Annotated in this window: 10 protein-coding genes and 3 tRNA genes; 9 read left to right on the top strand and 4 right to left on the bottom strand. The window is 58.9% G+C overall.

All coding sequences use genetic code 11. From position 1 onward, the window contains the following. Positions 1-65 precede the first annotated feature (65 nt). From G7090_RS18870 to recD, 8 genes are all read left to right on the top strand, one after another. Positions 66-530, top strand: a complete 465-nt coding sequence (locus G7090_RS18870; protein WP_166183817.1) for a prepilin peptidase-dependent protein — start codon at positions 66-68, stop codon at positions 528-530. After that, positions 521-1,084, top strand: coding sequence for a prepilin peptidase-dependent protein (locus G7090_RS18865; protein WP_166183815.1), 564 nt, complete (start codon positions 521-523; stop codon positions 1,082-1,084). Before G7090_RS18870 ends, G7090_RS18865 begins: the two co-directional genes overlap by 10 nt. Continuing rightward, complete coding sequence (locus G7090_RS18860) at positions 1,081-1,485, top strand: DUF2509 family protein (protein WP_166183813.1); 405 nt, start codon at positions 1,081-1,083, stop codon at positions 1,483-1,485. The genes G7090_RS18865 and G7090_RS18860 overlap by 4 nt, the downstream gene beginning before the upstream one ends. Further along, on the top strand, positions 1,470-1,793 hold the full coding sequence (locus tag G7090_RS18855; RefSeq protein WP_166183811.1) for a prepilin-type N-terminal cleavage/methylation domain-containing protein: 324 nt from the start codon (positions 1,470-1,472) through the stop codon (positions 1,791-1,793). The genes G7090_RS18860 and G7090_RS18855 overlap by 16 nt, the downstream gene beginning before the upstream one ends. Positions 1,794-1,805: 12 nt before the next feature. Then, positions 1,806-5,174, top strand: a complete 3,369-nt coding sequence (gene recC, locus G7090_RS18850) for an exodeoxyribonuclease V subunit gamma (protein WP_166183809.1) — start codon at positions 1,806-1,808, stop codon at positions 5,172-5,174. A gap of 145 nt (positions 5,175-5,319) precedes the next feature. Next, positions 5,320-8,202, top strand: a complete 2,883-nt coding sequence (gene ptrA, locus G7090_RS18845; RefSeq protein ID WP_166183807.1) for a pitrilysin — start codon at positions 5,320-5,322, stop codon at positions 8,200-8,202. After that, positions 8,199-11,744: an exodeoxyribonuclease V subunit beta gene (gene recB / locus G7090_RS18840; protein WP_166183805.1), complete on the top strand. Its 3,546-nt coding sequence runs from the start codon at positions 8,199-8,201 to the stop codon at positions 11,742-11,744. Before ptrA ends, recB begins: the two co-directional genes overlap by 4 nt. Further along, positions 11,741-13,561 carry an exodeoxyribonuclease V subunit alpha gene (gene recD / locus G7090_RS18835; RefSeq protein WP_166183803.1) on the top strand — a complete coding sequence of 607 codons (1,821 nt, stop codon included), beginning with the start codon at positions 11,741-11,743 and terminating at the stop codon, positions 13,559-13,561. The genes recB and recD overlap by 4 nt, the downstream gene beginning before the upstream one ends. Before the next feature lie 462 nt (positions 13,562-14,023). Here the strand turns inward: recD and argA are convergent, their stop codons facing one another. Continuing rightward, positions 14,024-15,355, bottom strand: a complete 1,332-nt coding sequence (gene argA, locus G7090_RS18830; protein ID WP_106994435.1) for an amino-acid N-acetyltransferase — start codon at positions 15,353-15,355, stop codon at positions 14,024-14,026. Positions 15,356-15,584: 229 nt separating this feature from the next. Between argA and amiC the strand changes: the two genes are divergently transcribed. Continuing rightward, a complete protein-coding gene (gene amiC, locus G7090_RS18825) occupies positions 15,585-16,838 on the top strand; it encodes an N-acetylmuramoyl-L-alanine amidase AmiC (protein ID WP_106994436.1) in 1,254 nt (417 codons plus the stop codon). A gap of 88 nt (positions 16,839-16,926) precedes the next feature. Here the strand turns inward: amiC and G7090_RS18820 are convergent. From G7090_RS18820 to G7090_RS18810, 3 genes are all read right to left on the bottom strand, one after another. Then, positions 16,927-17,003: transfer RNA gene (locus tag G7090_RS18820), tRNA-Met, on the bottom strand. Between the two features lie 43 nt (positions 17,004-17,046). Next, positions 17,047-17,123: transfer RNA gene (locus tag G7090_RS18815), tRNA-Met, on the bottom strand. A 44-nt stretch (positions 17,124-17,167) separates the two neighbouring features. Next, positions 17,168-17,244: transfer RNA gene (locus G7090_RS18810), tRNA-Met, on the bottom strand. Positions 17,245-17,304: the final 60 nt, after the last annotated feature.

Here is a 17,304-nt window from a genome sequence, read left to right as displayed (position 1 = left end):
AAACTGCCTCGTAATTTACACATCTCTCCCTCGAACTGTTTTTTTCCTCACGGCACACTGCCGCCATGAAAAAGGAAAAGGGTTTTACCCTCATGGAAATGCTGATCGCCATCTCGCTGATTATGACGCTCAGTGCCGCAGGGCTATATGGCTGGCGGCGCTGGCAGCAGCAACAGCAGCTGTGGCAGACGGCGCGCCAGGTGCGGGATTATCTGGTGGTGCTGCGAAATGACGCCTGGCGCAATAACCAGGACCATACCGTGACCCTGAAACAGGACGGCAAACGGTGGTGTCTGTTAAAGAGCGGTATTCCGGAGTGCCTGGCGGACAACGCCTTTGTGCTCACGCCGCAGTGGCCTGACATACAGGTCACTGAGTTGACGCCTGCGCTAGGGTTTTACGGTTTACGCGATACCGCCTGGGCCGGAAGAGTGCATCTGCAAAGCCAGGCCGGAGAGTGGCTGATCCTGATTTCCGCATGGGGACGTATCCGCATGTGCAATGGCAAGGGGGAGTTCGCATGCCGGTAAAACAGCAGGGATTTTCGCTAACCGAAGTGCTGATCGCGATGGCGATAAGCAGCGTGCTGCTGATGGGGGCGGCGCGCTTCTTGCCCGCGCTACAGCGGTCGATCATGCTGCTGACGAAGCAGCAGGAGCTGGAAGAGGAACTCTGGCTGCGCATCAACGGCATCGGTAAGCACCTGCAGCGGGCGGGGTACTGCGCGGGAAAATGCGAAGGCGAGGGGTTGAAGATTGGCCTGCGCGGCGAATGCGTTATTGTCCAGTGGGACGAAAACAGCAACGGCCGCTGGGAAACCTCGCCATCCGCTGCCGCAGAGCAGACCGGTATTCGCCTCAACGGCGGCGCACTGGAAACGTTGCGAGGTGCGACGCAGTGCGATGGCAAGGGTTGGGAGAGAATGACCGACCCTGACAGGATCAGGGTTCAGCGTTTTCAGGTGCAGCGCATTTCACGGGCGGGCTTTGCGCCGGAGCTGAGCCTGACGCTGGCGGCCTCCGCCAACGGACAGCCTGATGGCGAAGTTGAGGCACACCACATCGTGACCGGGTTTAATCTGTGAATCGTCAGCAGGGGATATCATCGCTGGCGCTGGTGCTCCTGCTGTTGATTCTCGGCAGTCTGATGCTGGCCGGGCTCAACCAGCAGTTGGCCGCCCTGATGCGCATCGTCAGTACGGAACGTCAGGCGATACAGCATCAGGCGATAGCCCAGTCCGCGCTGGAGTGGGGAAGAACGCTCCCCTGGCAAACCCAGGCTGAGGTCACGTGCCGACAGCATCCGCAGCAGCCGTGGCGCGTCTGCTTACGCATCCTCGAGCAACGCGTAGTGCTTATCGCCAACAGCGGCAGGGTGATGCTGTGGCGGCTGGGTGAGGTGAAGGGTGGAAAGGTGGTATTTTCCCCGTACGGCTGGAGCGATTTTTGTCCTCTGAAGGAGAAAGCGTTATGTCAGCAGCCGTAGCGAAACAGAAGGGGTTCAGCATCGTCGAGGTCTTACTGGCCATGATGCTGATGGTGATGGTCGTCACCGGGCTGGCGGGTTACCATCGTGTTTTAGCCAGCCGTTTTGTCATCCTTGAGCAGTATCGCCAGCTCTGGCGTTATGTCTGGTCTCAGTCACAGCTGGCCGCCGGGGATATCCCTCCGGGCTGGCAGGTCAACAGGGTGCAGACAACACCGGCCGGATGTGTCAGCATCTCGGTCTCACTTATTTCTCCATTGGGTCGGCAGGGTCAAATGACGCGCCTGCACTGCCCGGTTAGCCAGTAGTTGGGAGCAGCAATGTTAAGGGTCTACCACTCAAACCGTCTTGATGTGCTGGAAGCGCTGATGGAATTTATCGTCGAGCAGCAGCGGCTCGACGATCCCTTTGAACCGGAGATGATCCTGGTTCAGAGCACCGGTATGGCCCAGTGGCTGCAGATGTCCCTGTCACAAAAGTTTGGTATTGCCGCCAATATTGATTTTCCGCTACCCGCCAGCTTTATCTGGGATATGTTTGTCCGCGTGCTGCCGGAGATCCCCAAGCAGAGCGCGTTTAACAAACAGAGCATGAGCTGGAAGCTGATGACGCTGCTGCCGGAGATGCTGACGCATGACGAATTCGCCATGCTGCGCCACTACCTGAACGACGATACCGACAAACGAAAACTGTTTCAGCTGGCGTCGCGTACCGCGGATCTCTATGACCAGTATCTGGTCTATCGCCCCGAATGGTTAACGCGCTGGGAAGCCGGTGAGCTGATCGACGGTCTTGACCAGGCGCAGGTCTGGCAGGCACCGCTGTGGAAAGCGCTGGTGGAACACACCGAACAGCTGGGTCAGCCGCAATGGCACCGTGCCAATCTCTATGAACGTTTTATCGCAACGCTGGAATCCGCCTCAGTGCGGCCTGCCGGATTGCCGTCCCGGGTCTTTATCTGCGGGATCTCCGCCTTGCCGCCGGTTTACCTCAAGGCGCTGAATGCGCTGGGCAAACACATCGACATTCATATCCTGTTCACCAACCCGTGCCGGCATTACTGGGGGGATATTCAGGATGCCCGCTGGCTGGCCCGCATCGTCACGCGCCAGCGTCGGCGCCTGTTTGACGAGCGCGCGGTACCGCTGTTTAAAGACAGCGAGACAGCGGCTGACCTCTTTGATGAACAGGGTATCCAGGACTTACCGAATCCGTTATTGGCCTCCTGGGGAAAACTGGGGCGCGACTATATCTACATGCTCTCCGAGCTCACCGCCTCCGGTGAAGGCGATGTCGATGCCTTTGCGGATATCACCCCGGACAGCCTGCTGCATAACGTGCAGCGGGATATTCTGGATCTGGAAAACCGCGCGGTGGCAGGCGTCACGGCTGCAGAGTTTGCCAGCAGCGCCAACAAACGTCTGCTCGATCCCGACGATCGCAGCGTGACCCTCCATCTGTGTCATAGCCCGCAGCGTGAAGTCGAGGTGCTGCATGACAACCTGCTGGCGATGCTGGAGGAGGATCCACAGCTCACCCCCCGCGATATCGTGGTGATGGTGGCGGATATCGACAGCTACAGCCCCTATATCCAGGCGGTGTTTGGCAGCGCGACGGGCGATCGCTATCTGCCGTTTGCAATATCGGACCGCCGTGCGCGCCAGTCCCACCCGGCCCTGCAGGCGTTTGTCAGCCTGCTCTCCCTGCCGGATAGCCGCTTCGTTCCGGAAGATGTGCTGGCCCTGCTGGATGTTCCGGTACTGGCGGCCCGTTTTGATATCGATGAGGACGCGCTGCGCTACCTGCGTCAGTGGGTCAACGAATCCGGCGTCCGCTGGGGAATGGATGATGACAACGTGCAGGAGTTTGAGCTGCCGGTCACTGGCCAGCATACCTGGCAGTTTGGTCTGACGCGTATGCTGCTCGGCTACGCCATGGAGAGCAGCCAGGGGGAGTGGAATGCCGTCCTGCCGTATGACGAATCCAGCGGCTTAATCGCCGAGCTGGTGGGTCATCTCGCTTCGCTGCTGATGCAACTTAACCGCTGGCGGCGGGAGCTGATGAAATCGCGCTTGCTCGAGGAGTGGATGCCGGTATGCCGGGAGATGCTCAACGATTTCTTCCTGCCGGATCAGGAAACTGAAGCGGCGATGGCGCTCATTGAGCAGCAGTGGCAGGCCATTATTGATGAGGGGATCTCCTCGCACTATGGCGAAGCGATCCCCCTCTCGCTGTTACGTGATGAACTCACGCTGCGTCTCGACCAGGAGCGTATCAGCCAGCGCTTCCTCGCCGGGCCGGTGAACATCTGCACCCTGATGCCGATGCGCTCCATTCCGTTTAAGGTGGTCTGCCTGCTGGGGATGAACGACGGCATTTACCCGCGGGCGCTGGCGCCGCTGGGGTTTGATTTAATGAGCCAACAGTCCCAGCGCGGTGACCGTAGCCGTCGCGATGACGACCGCTACCTGTTCCTCGAGGCGCTGATCTCGGCGCAACAGCAGCTCTATATCAGCTACATCGGCCGCTCCATTCAGGACAACAGCGAGCGGTTCCCGTCGGTGCTGGTTCAGGAGCTGGTGGACTACATCGGTCAAAGCCATTACCTGCCGGGCGATGAACACCTTAATTGCGATGAAAGTGAACAGCGCGTGAAGGCGCATATCACCTGCTGTCACAGCCGTATGCCGTTCGATGCCGTCAATTACGAGGACAACGAGCAGCAGAGCTACGCCCGGGAATGGCTTCCCGCCGCGAAGCGGGAAGGGGTGGCCCATGGTGACTTTATCCAGACGCTGGATCCCTTGCCGCTGGAGACGGTGGCGTTTGAACAGCTCCAGCGTTTCTGGGCCCATCCGGTGCGGGCCTTTTTCCAGATGCGATTGCAGGTCCATTTCCGCTCCGAAGAGAGCGAGATCCCGGATGCGGAGCCCTTTACCCTGGATGGGTTAAGCCGCTACCAGTTAAACCAGCAACTGCTCAACGCGCTGGTGGAGCAGGAGGATGCGCAGAAGCTGTTCCGCCGTTATCGCGCGGCGGGTCAGCTGCCGTATGGTGCCTTCGGTGAAATCACCTGGGATGCCCAGTGTGAGGAGATGCAGGCCCTTGCAGGTCGGGTGATTGAGTGCCGTCAGCCCGGCAAGAGCATGGAGATCGATCTCAACTGCAACGGCGTAAATCTGACGGGATGGCTGCAGCACGTGCAGCCTGACGGGCTGCTGCGCTGGCGTCCGTCGATGCTCAGCGTTTCGCAAGGTTTGCAACTTTGGCTGGAACACCTTGTCTATTGTGCTAGCGGTGGCGAAGGTGAGAGCCGGCTGTTTGTGCGCAAAGACGGTGAATGGCGCTTCCCGGCGCTCCCTGCCGCGCAGGCGATGGAGTATCTGTCGCAGCTGGTTGAAGGTTACCGGCAGGGGATGAATACGCCGCTGCTGCTGCTGCCAGAAAGTGGGGGGGCATGGATTAAAACCTGTTACGACGCCACAAATGATGCGATGTTAACGGATGACGCGACCCTGCAAAAAGCGCGCAGCAAATTTTTGCAGGCCTACGAAGGCAACATGATCGTGCGTGGGGAAGGGGACGATGTCTGGTACCAACGCCTGTGGCGAACCCTGGAGCCGGAGTACTTCGAGGCCATCACCGACGAGGCCCGACGCTATCTGTTGCCGCTGTATAAATTTAATTAGTCCTGGCTCTGTGTAAAAATTGCACAGATTTGGGCATTCATTTATGATGCCCATCTTGTCATGGACTGATGTACACCACAAAGAGATGCTGGCCTGTCCGGCACAAAGCGTGTTAATGATGATGTCCGTGATGAAGAGGTAGTGAATGCCAGGCAGCACCTTGTTGAAAACCTTAGTTTTGTTCGTCGCTCTTTGGACCCCCCTCAGTCAGGCAAATACCGGTTGGCAACCCGTTCAGGAAACGATTCGCAAAAGCGATAAAGATACTCGCGACTATCAGGCGATCCGCCTTGATAACGGGATGGTCGTGCTGCTGGTTTCCGATCCGCAGGCGGTAAAGTCGCTGTCGGCGCTGGTGGTGCCGGTGGGCTCGCTGGAAGATCCTGAGTCCCATCCAGGGCTGGCGCACTATCTTGAACATATGACCCTGATGGGCTCAAAGAAGTACCCCCAGCCAGACAGCCTGGCCGAGTTTTTAAAAATGCACGGTGGCAGCCATAACGCCAGCACCGCGCCATACCGCACGGCCTTTTATCTGGAAGTCGAAAACGATGCGCTGGAAGGCGCGGTCGATCGTCTTGCGGATGCCATTGCCGCCCCGCTGCTGGATAAAAAATATGCCGATCGCGAGCGCAACGCCGTCAATGCGGAGCTGACGATGGCCCGTACCCGGGACGGGATGCGTATGGCCCAGGTCAGCGCCGAAACCATCAACCCCGCGCACCCTGGCTCCCGCTTTTCTGGTGGTAATCTCGAAACGCTGAGCGACAAGCCGGACAGCCCGGTGCTCGATGCGCTGCACGCCTTCCGCGACAAATACTACTCCGCCAATCTGATGAAAGCGGTGGTGTACAGCAACAAACCTCTGCCGGAGCTGGCGAAACTCGCCGCCGAAACCTACGGTCGGGTGCCGAATAAAGATATTACCCGTCCGGAAATCACCGTGCCGGTCGTCACCGATGCGCAGAAAGGCTTAATCATTCACTATGTTCCCGCGATGCCGCGCAAGGTACTGCGCGTGGAATTCCGCATTGATAACAACACCGCGCAGTTTCGCAGCAAAACCGACGAGCTGGTTAACTACCTGATTGGCAACCGTAGCCCGGATACCCTGTCCGACTGGCTGCAAAACCAGGGGCTGGTGGAAGGTATCCGCGCGGACTCCGATCCGATCGTCAACGGCAACAGCGGTGTGCTGGCTATCTCCGCGACCTTAACCGATAAAGGGCTGGCCCATCGTGATGAGGTGGTTGCCGCGATTTTCAGCTATCTCGCGCTGCTGCGTGACAAAGGCGTCGATAAACGCTACTTCGACGAGCTGGCGCACGTGCTGGATCTCGACTTCCGTTATCCCTCCATCACCCGCGATATGGACTACGTTGAGTGGCTGGCCGACACCATGATCCGTGTGCCGGTTGAGCATACGCTGGATGCGGTCAATATCGCCGATAAGTACGATGCTGACGCCGTCAAAGCCCGTCTGGCGATGATGACGCCGCAGAATGCCCGTGTCTGGTACATCAGCCCGGACGAGCCGCACAACAAAACGGCCTACTTTGTGAATGCTGAGTATCAGGTGGATAAAATCAGCGAGCAAACTTTTGCCGACTGGCAGAAGAAATCTGCCGCGATTGCGCTCAAGCTGCCGGAGGTGAACCCCTATATCCCGGACGACTTCACGCTGATAAAACCAGCTAAAGCCTATGCAAAACCGCAGCTGATTGTGGACGAAGCTGACCTGCGCGTGGTTTATACCCCGAGCCGCTATTTCGCCAGCGAGCCGAAAGCTAACGTCAGCATGGTGCTGCGTAATCCTGCGGCGATGGACAGCGCCAAAAACCAGGTGATGTTTGCCCTGAATGACTATCTGGCCGGCATCGCGCTGGATCAGCTCAGCAACCAGGCCGCCGTGGGCGGGATCGGTTTCTCGACCAACGCCAATAATGGCCTGATGCTCAACGCCAACGGCTACACTCAGCGTCTGCCGCAGCTGTTTAAGGCGTTGCTGGAGGGTTACTTCAGCTACACCGCCACCGAGGAGCAGCTGGCGCAGGCCAAATCCTGGTATGCCCAGATGATGGACTCTGCCGAAAAGGGCAAGGCCTTCGATCAGGCCATTATGCCGGTGCAGATGCTGTCCCAGGTGCCTTACTTCCAGCGTGAAGAGCGTCGGGCGCTGCTGCCGTCCATCACCCTCGAGGAAGTGATGGCCTATCGTGCGGCGCTGAAAACTAATGCCAGACCGGAGTTTCTGGTGGTCGGCAATATGAGCGAAGATCAGGCGAAAACCCTGGCGCAGGATGTCCGCACCCAGTTGGGGGCTAAAGGTACCGAATGGTGTCGCAACCAGGATGTGCTGGTCGATAAACAGCAGAACGTGATTTTCGAGAAACCCGGCAGCAGCACAGACTCCGCGCTGGCGGCGGTCTTTGTCCCGACCGGCTATGACGAATACGCCAGCTCAGCTTACAGCGCTGTGCTCGGACAGATCGTGCAGCCCTGGTTCTACACCCAGTTACGTACCGAAGAGCAGCTGGGTTATGCCGTGTTTGCCTTCTCAATGAACGTTGGTCGCCAGTGGGGGATGGGCTTCCTGCTGCAAAGCAGTGATAAGCAGCCGGATTATCTCTGGCAGCGTTTCCAGGCCTTCTTCCCGGAGGCGGAAGCGAAGCTGCGCGCCATGAAGCCAGAAGAGTTTGCCCAGATCCAGCAGGCGGTGATCGCCCAGATCACACAGCCGCCGCAAACCCTGGCCGAAGAGGCCTCAAAGATCAGCAAAGATTTTGATCGGGGTAATATGCGCTTCGATTCGCATGATAAAGTAGTGGCCGAGATAAAACAGCTCACGCCGCAGAACGTCGCCGACTTCTTCCACCAGGCGGTGGTTGCCCCGCAGGGGATGGCGATCCTCTCTCAGGTTTCAGGTAGTCAAAGCAAAAAAGCTGACGTCACCCCACCTGCAGGCTGGACGGTCTGGAAGAGCGTGAGTGCATTGCAGCAATCTTTGCCCAGGAGTAAGAACGAATGACCGATACCGCCGAGTCCCTTGATCCCCTACGTTTACCGTTACAGGGGGAGCGACTGATAGAGGCCTCAGCGGGAACCGGAAAAACCTTCACCATCGCGGCACTCTATCTGCGACTGCTGCTCGGACTGGGCGGCAGCGCAGCCTTCAGCCGCCCGCTTAGCGTGGAAGAGCTGCTGGTGGTAACCTTCACCGAGGCCGCAACGGAAGAGCTGCGTGGCCGTATCCGCGCTAACATTCACGAGCTGCGCATTGCCTGCCTGAGACAGAGCACGGACAACCCGCTGTATGCCAGCCTGCTGGAGGAGATCGACGACCCACAGCAGGCGGCGCAGTGGCTGCTGCTGGCGGAACGTCAGATGGATGAGGCCGCTGTGTTCACCATCCACGGCTTCTGTCAGCGGATGCTTAGCCTGAATGCCTTTGAATCCGGCATGCTCTTTGAGCAGCAGCTCATCGAAGATGAATCCCTGTTGCGCTATCAGGCGTGCGCCGACTTCTGGCGCCGTCACTGCTACCCCTTGCCACGAGATATTGCCGAAGCGGTTCACGGCTTATGGAAAGGTCCGGAAGAGTTACTCCGCGCCATCGACCGTTATCTGCAGGGCGAAGCCCCGGTTATCAAATCCCCCCCGCCTGCGGACGAAACCCTGGCCTCTCGCCATGAGAAGATCGTTGGCTTGATCGCCACCATGAAACAGCAGTGGTCCAACAGCGTGGCGGAAATCGACGCGGTTATCGAAGGTTCCGGTATCGACCGGCGCAAGTTCAACCGCGGCAACCAGGCAAAATACATTGAACGCATTACGGCCTGGACCCAGGAGGAGAAGCACAGCTATCAGCTACCTGACGCGCTGGAGAAGTTCTCGCAGAGGTTCCTGGCGGAGCGGACCAAAGCGGGTGGCGAAGTGCCGGAACACCCGCTGTTTGTCGCCATCGATACCCTGCTGGCTGAACCGCTGACCCTGAACGATCTGATGATCACCCGGGCGCTGGCCGAGATCCGCGACGCGGTGGCGCGAGAAAAACGTCGTCGTGGCGAGCTCGGTTTTGACGATATGCTCAGCCGTCTCGATGAGGCCCTGAACAGCGACAATGGCGATGCCCTGGCTGCGGCCATCCGGGGCCGTTTTCCGGTGGCGATGATCGATGAATTTCAGGACACCGACCCCCAGCAGTACCGGATTTTTCGCCGCATCTGGCGACAACAGCCCGACACCGCGCTGCTGTTGATTGGCGACCCGAAACAGGCGATCTACGCCTTTCGTGGCGCGGATATTTTCACCTATATGAAAGCGCGTGGCGAAGTCGCCGCGCACTATACGCTGGATACCAACTGGCGCTCGGCGCCTGGCATGGTGGAAAGCGTCAATACTCTCTTTTCACAGATGAACGACGCCTTCATGTTCCGTGAGATCCCCTTCCAGCCGGTCAAATCCGCCCCGAAGAATGCCGGGCTGCGCTTTGAGCTGCGGGGTGATTTTCAGCCAGCGATGAGCGTCTGGCTGATGGAAGGCGAGGGGTGCGGCGTCGGGGATTACCAGACCTTTATGGCCCAGCACTGCGCGGCGCAAATCCGCGATTGGCTGAGCGCCGGTGTTCGCGGTGAAGCCATCCTGCACCGGGGCGACGAAGCCCGGCCGGTGCGGGCCTCGGACATTACGGTGCTGGTGCGCAGCCGTCAGGAGGCAGCGCTGGTCCGCGACGCGCTGACATTGCTCACCATTCCTTCGGTCTATCTCTCCAACCGCGACAGCGTGTTTGAAACTCTCGAAGCTCAGGAGATGCTCTGGCTGCTGCAGGCGGTGCTGGCACCCGAGCGGGAAAGCGCCTTGCGCAGCGCGCTGGCAAGCTCGATGCTCGGTCTTAATGCCCGGGACATCGACAGACTGAATAACAGTGAAACCCTCTGGGATGAGGCGGTGGAAGAGTTTACCCGCTACCGCGAGCGCTGGCAGAAGCGGGGCGTGATGGCGATGCTGCGCGACATCATGACGCAGCGCAATATTGCTGAAAATATGCTGGCCACCGCGGGGGGCGAACGCCGCCTGACTGACATTCTGCACATCAGCGAGCTGCTTCAGGAGGCAGGAACCCAGCTTGAGAGCGAGCATGCCCTGGTGCGCTGGCTGGCGCAGCATATCGCCGAACCCAACAGCAACGCCTCAAGCCAGCAGATGCGCCTCGAAAGCGACAAACATCTGGTCAAAATCGTCACCATTCACAAATCGAAGGGGCTGGAATACCCCCTGGTCTGGCTACCTTTTATTGCCAATTACCGGGTGCAGGATCAGGCCTTTTATCACGATCGCCAAACCTTTGAAGCCGTGCTCGACCTCAGCAAAGCGGAGGACAGCGTCGAGCTGGCCGAAGCCGAGCGGCTGGCGGAAGATTTACGTCTGCTGTACGTGGCCCTGACCCGTTCGGTCTGGCACTGCAGCCTGGGCGTCGCGCCGCTGTTCCGGCGTCGGGGCGACAAATCCGGTGACAGCGATTTTCACCTCAGCGCCCTTGGTCGCCTGATCCAGCGCGGCGAGCCGAAAGATGCGGCCGGGCTGCGCCAGTGCCTGGAAACCCTGTGCAATGACCACATCGCACTCCAGGTTGCCGGGGTGGCTGACACCGCCCGCTGGCAGATGCCGGAGTCGGTGATGCCGGATCTGCAGGCCCGGCAGGTAGCACGCGCGCTGTTCGACGACTGGCGGGTCACCAGCTACTCCGGCCTGCAGCAGCGCGGGCACAGCATCGCTCAGGATCTGATGCCGCGCCTCGACGTTGATGCCGCAGGCACCGGCGAGGTGGCACAGGAGCCGGAGCTGACGCCGCACCAGTTTCCACGCGGCGCTTCGCCGGGCACCTTTTTACACAGTCTGTTTGAAGCGCTCGATTTCACGCAACCCGTCTCCCCGGAGTGGGTGCTGGAGATGCTGCAGAAAGGCGGATATGACGCCCGCTGGGAGCCGGTCCTGACCCACTGGATCAACCAGGTTCTGCAGACGCCGCTCAACGAGGAGGGGATCTCGCTGAGCCAGCTTTCAGCCACCGATAAACAGGTTGAGATGGAGTTTTACCTGCCGGTCGCCGGGCCGCTTACCGCCGATGCGCTGGATGCGCTGATCCGCGAGTACGATCCGCTGTCACGTGACTGCCCGCCGCTCGATTTCCGTCAGGTGCGCGGCATGCTGAAAGGCTTTATCGACCTCGTATTCCGCCATAATGGTCGCTACTACCTGCTGGACTATAAGTCCAACTGGCTGGGGGAAAACGGCGAGGCCTATACCCCGGAGGCGATGGCTCGCGCGATGCAGTCCCACCGCTACGATCTGCAGTACCAGCTCTACACCCTGGCGCTGCATCGTTATCTGCGCCACCGTATTGCCGACTACGACTATCAGCACCATTTCGGCGGGGTGATCTACCTGTTTTTACGCGGCGTGGACGGCAGCTCGCCGGGGTCCGGCTGCTTTGCCACCCGACCGGATGAAAATTTAATAAATCAAATGGATATCTTGTTTTCTGCAAGCCGAGAGGAGCTTGTGTCATGACGATGCAGGAATTATTGCTGGAGGCCGTAGAACAGCGCGTATTGCGTCGTCTGGATGTACAGTTTGCGATGATGGTGGCCGGGAACGATGAACCCTCGGTGATGCTGGCGACGGCAATCCTGAGCCGGGACACCGGAGAAGGGCATGTCTGCCTGCCGCTGTCACGTCTGAAGGCAGAGGCGAAAACCGCCGCCCTGCAGGCCTGTTTTGCCCTCCATGATGAAACCCTGGACTGGCCCACGACGCTGATGCGTTCCCGGGCGGTGAGCGCTGGGGATGAGCCGACGCCGCTGGTGCTGACGGGCGACCGGCTCTATCTTAACCGGATGTGGCGCTATGAGCGGGCCGTGGCCAGTTTCTTTAGCGAAGCCAACCATCCCTTACCTCACGACAGTGCCGACGTTCAGCGTACCCTGAATGCGCTCTTTACCTCTGACGAAGCCGTTAACTGGCAAAAGGTGGCGGCGGCCGTGGCGCTAACCCGACGTATCTCGGTGATTTCCGGCGGCCCGGGCACCGGTAAAACCACCACCGTTGCCCGTCTGCTGGCGGCACTGATCCAGATGGCGGGGGAGGAGAAGTGCCGTATCCGGCTCGCAGCCCCGACCGGTAAAGCCGCCGCGCGTCTCACCGAGTCGCTGGGCGGGGCGCTGCAGCAGCTCCCGCTGTCCGATCTCCAGCGTAAGCGCTTCCCGACCGAAGCCAGTACTCTGCACCGTCTGCTTGGCGCTCAGCCGGGCAGCCAACGTCTGCGTTACCATGGCGGTAACCCGCTGCATCTGGACGTGCTGGTGGTGGATGAGGCCTCGATGATCGACCTGACCATGATGTCTCGTCTGATTGATGCCCTCCCGCCCCATGCCCGGGTGATTTTCCTTGGCGACCGCGATCAACTGGCCTCCGTCGAAGCAGGGGCGGTGCTGGGGGATATTTGCACCTGGGCCAGCGCCGGTTTTACCGTACAGCGTGCCCAGGAGCTGGCTGGGATGACGGGATGTCAGATGGAAGGCAACATCAGCCCGGTGGCGGGCGCGCTGCGCGACAGCCTGTGCCTGCTGCAAAAAAGCTACCGTTTCGGCAGCGACTCCGGTATCGGCCAGCTGGCGGCGGCGGTTAACCGCGGCGATCGCCACGCGCTGCGCTCGGTGTTTGACGGCACCTTCAGCGATATCGAGAAAAAGCAGCTCCAGAGCGGGGAAGAGTATCTGGTGATGCTGGAGGATGCCCTGCAGGGTTATCAGCATTTCCTCGACCATGTACAGCACCAGGCCGCAGAAGGGGAGATCCTGGCGGCATTTAGCCGCTATCAGCTGCTGTGCGCCTTGCGGGACGGGCCCTTTGGCGTGGCCGGGCTCAACGAAAGGCTGGAGCAGGTGCTGATGCAAAAACGCCGCATCAGCCGTCAGCCGCATTCACGCTGGTACGAAGGTCGCCCGGTGATGATCTCGCGCAACGACAGTGCGCTGGGTCTGTTTAACGGTGATATCGGGATTGCGCTTGATCGGGGCCAGGGGCTGCGCGTCTGGTTCCAGATGCCGGATGGCACCCTGAAGTCCGTGCAGCCGAGCCGCCTGCCGGAGCATGAAACCGCCTGGGCGATGACGGTACATAAATCGCAGGGGTCGGAGTTCGATCATGCGGCGCTGATCCTGCCTACCCAGATCTCCCCGGTGGTGACCCGGGAGCTGGTCTATACCGCCATCACCCGTGCCCGTCGGCGGTTGTCGCTGTATGCGGATGACGGTGTGCTGGTGCAGGCCGTCACCACCCGTACGGAGCGACGCAGTGGCCTGAGTGCGATTTTTGAGGCGTTATAATTTTCCCCTTTGAACCCCACAAAAAATATTGGCACGGACGGCCCCCTCTCCATTTAGGGCGAGGGCTGGGGTGAGGGGGAACATGCGGCTCAGTAGGTGGTTCCGTTCACTTTATGTTTTGTGCTTCTCTGTCAGCCGCGTCACCCGTGAACGTGTTAAGGGGCTTGCCGCCGCCCCTTAACAATCCCGGCTCCCGGCAAAGAAAATCGCCGCTTCGCGGTCCCTTCGGCTTATTCCTTACGGCTTATCGGGGGCGGGCGGAGGTAACATCCCTGTAAATCCGCCCTCTCGGCGCATCCATGCGCCTCGCCCCGGCTTGCAGGAAACGCCTCAGCGATTTTCAGCCGGCCCAGGGAGTGGCTGTCAGTTTTTCATTATTCTGCAATTATTTCATTGCTTTAAAAGCACGGAAATTACTGTGGAGCCCATAAGATTGTGCGGAGAGGGTCAGGGTGAGGGGTCTTAACCTAAATCCGCCATCAGCACCTTCGAGCGACGCTGATAGTTGTACATCTCTTTCTTGGTTTCCGGCAGGGAATCAATGTCCACTGGCGTGAAGCCGCGCTCCTGGAACCAGTGAATGCTGCGGGTGGTGAGCACAAACAGCTTGCTCAGCCCCAGCTGCCGCGCCTGGACCGCGATCCGCTCCAGCAATACCTCGCCGCGCGACGAGCTGCGGTAGTCAGGGTGCACCGCCACGCAGGCCATCTCCCCGATCTTCTCTTCAGGGAAGGGATAGAGCGCCGCACAGGCGATGGTGAGGTTGTCGCGCTGAATAATAGTGAACTTATCGATCTCCATCTCCAGCTGTTCGCGGGAGCGACGCACCAGGATCCCCTGCTGCTCAAGAGGGCGAATCAGCTCCAGAATGCCGCCGATGTCGTTGATGGTGGCGCGGCGGATCTGCTCGGCGCTCTCCATCACGATCTGCGTCCCGATACCGTCCCGGGAGAACAGCTCCTGCAGCAGGGCACCATCTTCCTGATAGCTGATCAGGTGGCTGCGGCGCACGCCGCTGCGGCAGGCTTTGATGGCGCCGCGCAGGAAGCGCACGGTGCCGGAGTAGTAATCGCCTTGCTCCTCAAGCGCTTCGACCCGCGCCTGGGCTTCGTTCGGGAACAGCTCAGAGACGATATTCCCCAGCTCGTTCGTCACCCCCTGCGAGGAGCAGAAGCCGATCATCTTCTCGGCTTTCAGCTTGATCGCCAGCTGGGTGGCAATCTCTTCTGAGGTGAGGTTGAAGCTTTCGCCAGTCACCGAGACGGCAACCGGGCCGGTGAGCACAATCGCGCCGCCGTCGAGCTGGCGGTGGATCGCCTCTTCATCGATACGACGAATACGTCCGCTGTGGCAATAGTCCACCCCGTCATCCACGCCAAGCGGCTGGGCAATAATAAAGTTGCCGCTCACCACGTTAATATGCGCGCCCTGCAGTGGGGTATTGTTGAGACTCATCGACAGCCGCGCGGTAATGTCCAGCTGCAGCAGGCCGGCAGCCTGCTTAACCAGTTCCAGCGTTTTAGCGTCGGTGACGCGGGTATGTTTGTGATAAATCGGTTCGTGATGATGCATGGCCAGATTGGCTTCAATCTGTGGGCGGGCGCCATACACGACGACAAGGCGAATTCCCAGGCTGTGCAGCAGGCCTATATCATTGACAATACTGGAGAAGTTCTCATGCTCAATGGCTTCGCCGCCGAGCATAATGACGAACGTCTTCCCCCGGTGAGTGTTGATATAGGGAACAGAATGACGGAATCCCTGGACCAGTTCGATTCTACGTTCCTTCACCACGGCACAACCCCTCAATGAATTTTTATTCGTAATTTTTGTATTTTTATTCGAATATGCGCCTGCGCGCAAGCCAAATTTTTCTGCGAAGCAAAGAAAACATTCAGAGAAGATATCGTTAACGCATGATTGTTTACCCTTTTAAGGATGACAGTTTATGCATCATTCGCTAAAGTTTTCGGTCAATTTGGACGTTATGAGAAGTTATTCGATATCTTTGCTCGGGAGAAGCATGTCGGGATCCAGTAAAGCATTAAGTCGTCGCCGCCTGCTACAAGGGGCCGGGGCAATGTGGTTGCTTAGCGTAAGTCAGGTAGGGCTTGCTGCCGTCAGTCAGGTCGTCGCGGTGCGTGTCTGGCCGGCATCGACCTATACACGCGTGACGGTCGAGTCCAACCGGGTACTTAACTATAAGCAATTCGCCCTGAGTAACCCGGAGCGGGTGGTGGTGGATATCGAAGGGGTGAACCTCAATTCTGTCCTCAAAGGGATGAGTGCCCAGATCCGTGGCGACGATCCCTACATTAAGTCAGCACGGGTCGGGCAGTTTGATCCGAAAACCGTGCGCATGGTGTTTGAACTCAAGCAGAACGTGAAGCCGCAGCTGTTTGCCCTGGCCCCGGTGGCCGGTTTCAAAGAGCGTCTGGTGATGGATCTCTATCCGGCCAACGCGACGGATATCCAGGATCCTCTGCTGGCGTTGCTGGAAGATTACAATAAAGGCGATCTCGATCGTCAGGTTCCGCCTGCGCAGAGTGGCCCGAAGCCGGGGAAAGCCGGGCGCGATCGCCCGATTGTGATCATGCTCGATCCGGGACACGGCGGGGAGGACTCCGGCGCGGTGGGCAAATACCGTACCCGGGAAAAAGATGTGGTGCTGCAGATCGCCCGTCGCCTGAAGGCGCTGATCGACAGAGAAGGCAACATGCGCGCCTATATGACACGTAATGAAGACATTTTTATTCCGCTGAAGGTGCGTGTGGCGAAGGCGCAAAAGCAGCGCGCAGATCTGTTCATCTCTATCCATGCGGATGCCTTTACCAGCCGTCAGCCCAGCGGATCGTCTGTGTTTGCCCTTTCAACCAAAGGGGCAACCAGTACGGCGGCTAAACTGTTGGCAGATTCGCAAAACGCCTCTGACCTGATCGGCGGTGTCAGTAAGAGCGGCGATCGCTACGTCGACCATACCCTGTTTGATATGGTGCAGTCGCTGACCATTACCGACAGCCTGAAGTTTGGTAAAGCCGTGCTGGGTAGACTGGGCAGGGTTAATAAGCTGCATAAAAACAGCGTCGAGCAGGCCGGGTTTGCGGTGCTGAAAGCGCCGGATATTCCGTCGATACTGGTGGAAACGGCGTTTATCAGTAACGTGGAAGAGGAGCGCAAGCTCAAGACGGCCGCATTCCAGCAGGAAGTGGCGGAGTCGATACTGGCAGGGATTAAGGCCTATTTCTCGGATGGGGCGACGCTGGCGAGACGCGGATAATCAGGATGGCCGGGTTTACGCCCGGCAAAATGACAAACTGCAGATACAAAAAAACACCCGGAAGGGTGTTTATTGTTTTCAGAAGTGTTGGTTGCGGGGGCCGGATTTGAACCGACGACCTTCGGGTTATGAGCCCGACGAGCTACCAGGCTGCTCCACCCCGCGTCCGTCATTCTACTTCGTAGAATCTTACTTCTTTAAATTTGATTGGTTGCGGGGGCCGGATTTGAACCGACGACCTTCGGGTTATGAGCCCGACGAGCTACCAGGCTGCTCCACCCCGCGTCCGTCTTTCTACAGTCGTAGAAGATACTTCATCAAATTTTAATTGGTTGCGGGGGCCGGATTTGAACCGACGACCTTCGGGTTATGAGCCCGACGAGCTACCAGGCTGCTCCACCCCGCGTCCGTGGATGCGCACTATACTCGGATGACTTTTTGTTGCAACCCTTTTTCGTAAAAATCA

Source organism: Leclercia sp. 29361 (genome assembly GCF_011290365.1).
Lineage (GTDB): Bacteria > Pseudomonadota > Gammaproteobacteria > Enterobacterales > Enterobacteriaceae > Enterobacter > Enterobacter tamurae.
This window is presented reverse-complemented; position numbering and strand designations above follow the sequence as displayed.

Excerpts from the sequence above, each read along its gene's own strand:
- G7090_RS18865 (WP_166183815.1), top strand. The coding sequence starts at position 521 with ATGCCGGTAAAACAGCAGGGATTTTCGCTAACCGAAGTGCTGATCGCG.
- G7090_RS18870 (WP_166183817.1), top strand. The coding sequence starts at position 66 with ATGAAAAAGGAAAAGGGTTTTACCCTCATGGAAATGCTGATCGCCATC.
- recD (WP_166183803.1), top strand. The coding sequence starts at position 11,741 with ATGACGATGCAGGAATTATTGCTGGAGGCCGTAGAACAGCGCGTATTG.
- recB (WP_166183805.1), top strand. The coding sequence starts at position 8,199 with ATGACCGATACCGCCGAGTCCCTTGATCCCCTACGTTTACCGTTACAG.
- G7090_RS18855 (WP_166183811.1), top strand. The coding sequence starts at position 1,470 with ATGTCAGCAGCCGTAGCGAAACAGAAGGGGTTCAGCATCGTCGAGGTC.
- recC (WP_166183809.1), top strand. The coding sequence starts at position 1,806 with ATGTTAAGGGTCTACCACTCAAACCGTCTTGATGTGCTGGAAGCGCTG.
- ptrA (WP_166183807.1), top strand. The coding sequence starts at position 5,320 with ATGCCAGGCAGCACCTTGTTGAAAACCTTAGTTTTGTTCGTCGCTCTT.
- amiC (WP_106994436.1), top strand. The coding sequence starts at position 15,585 with ATGTCGGGATCCAGTAAAGCATTAAGTCGTCGCCGCCTGCTACAAGGG.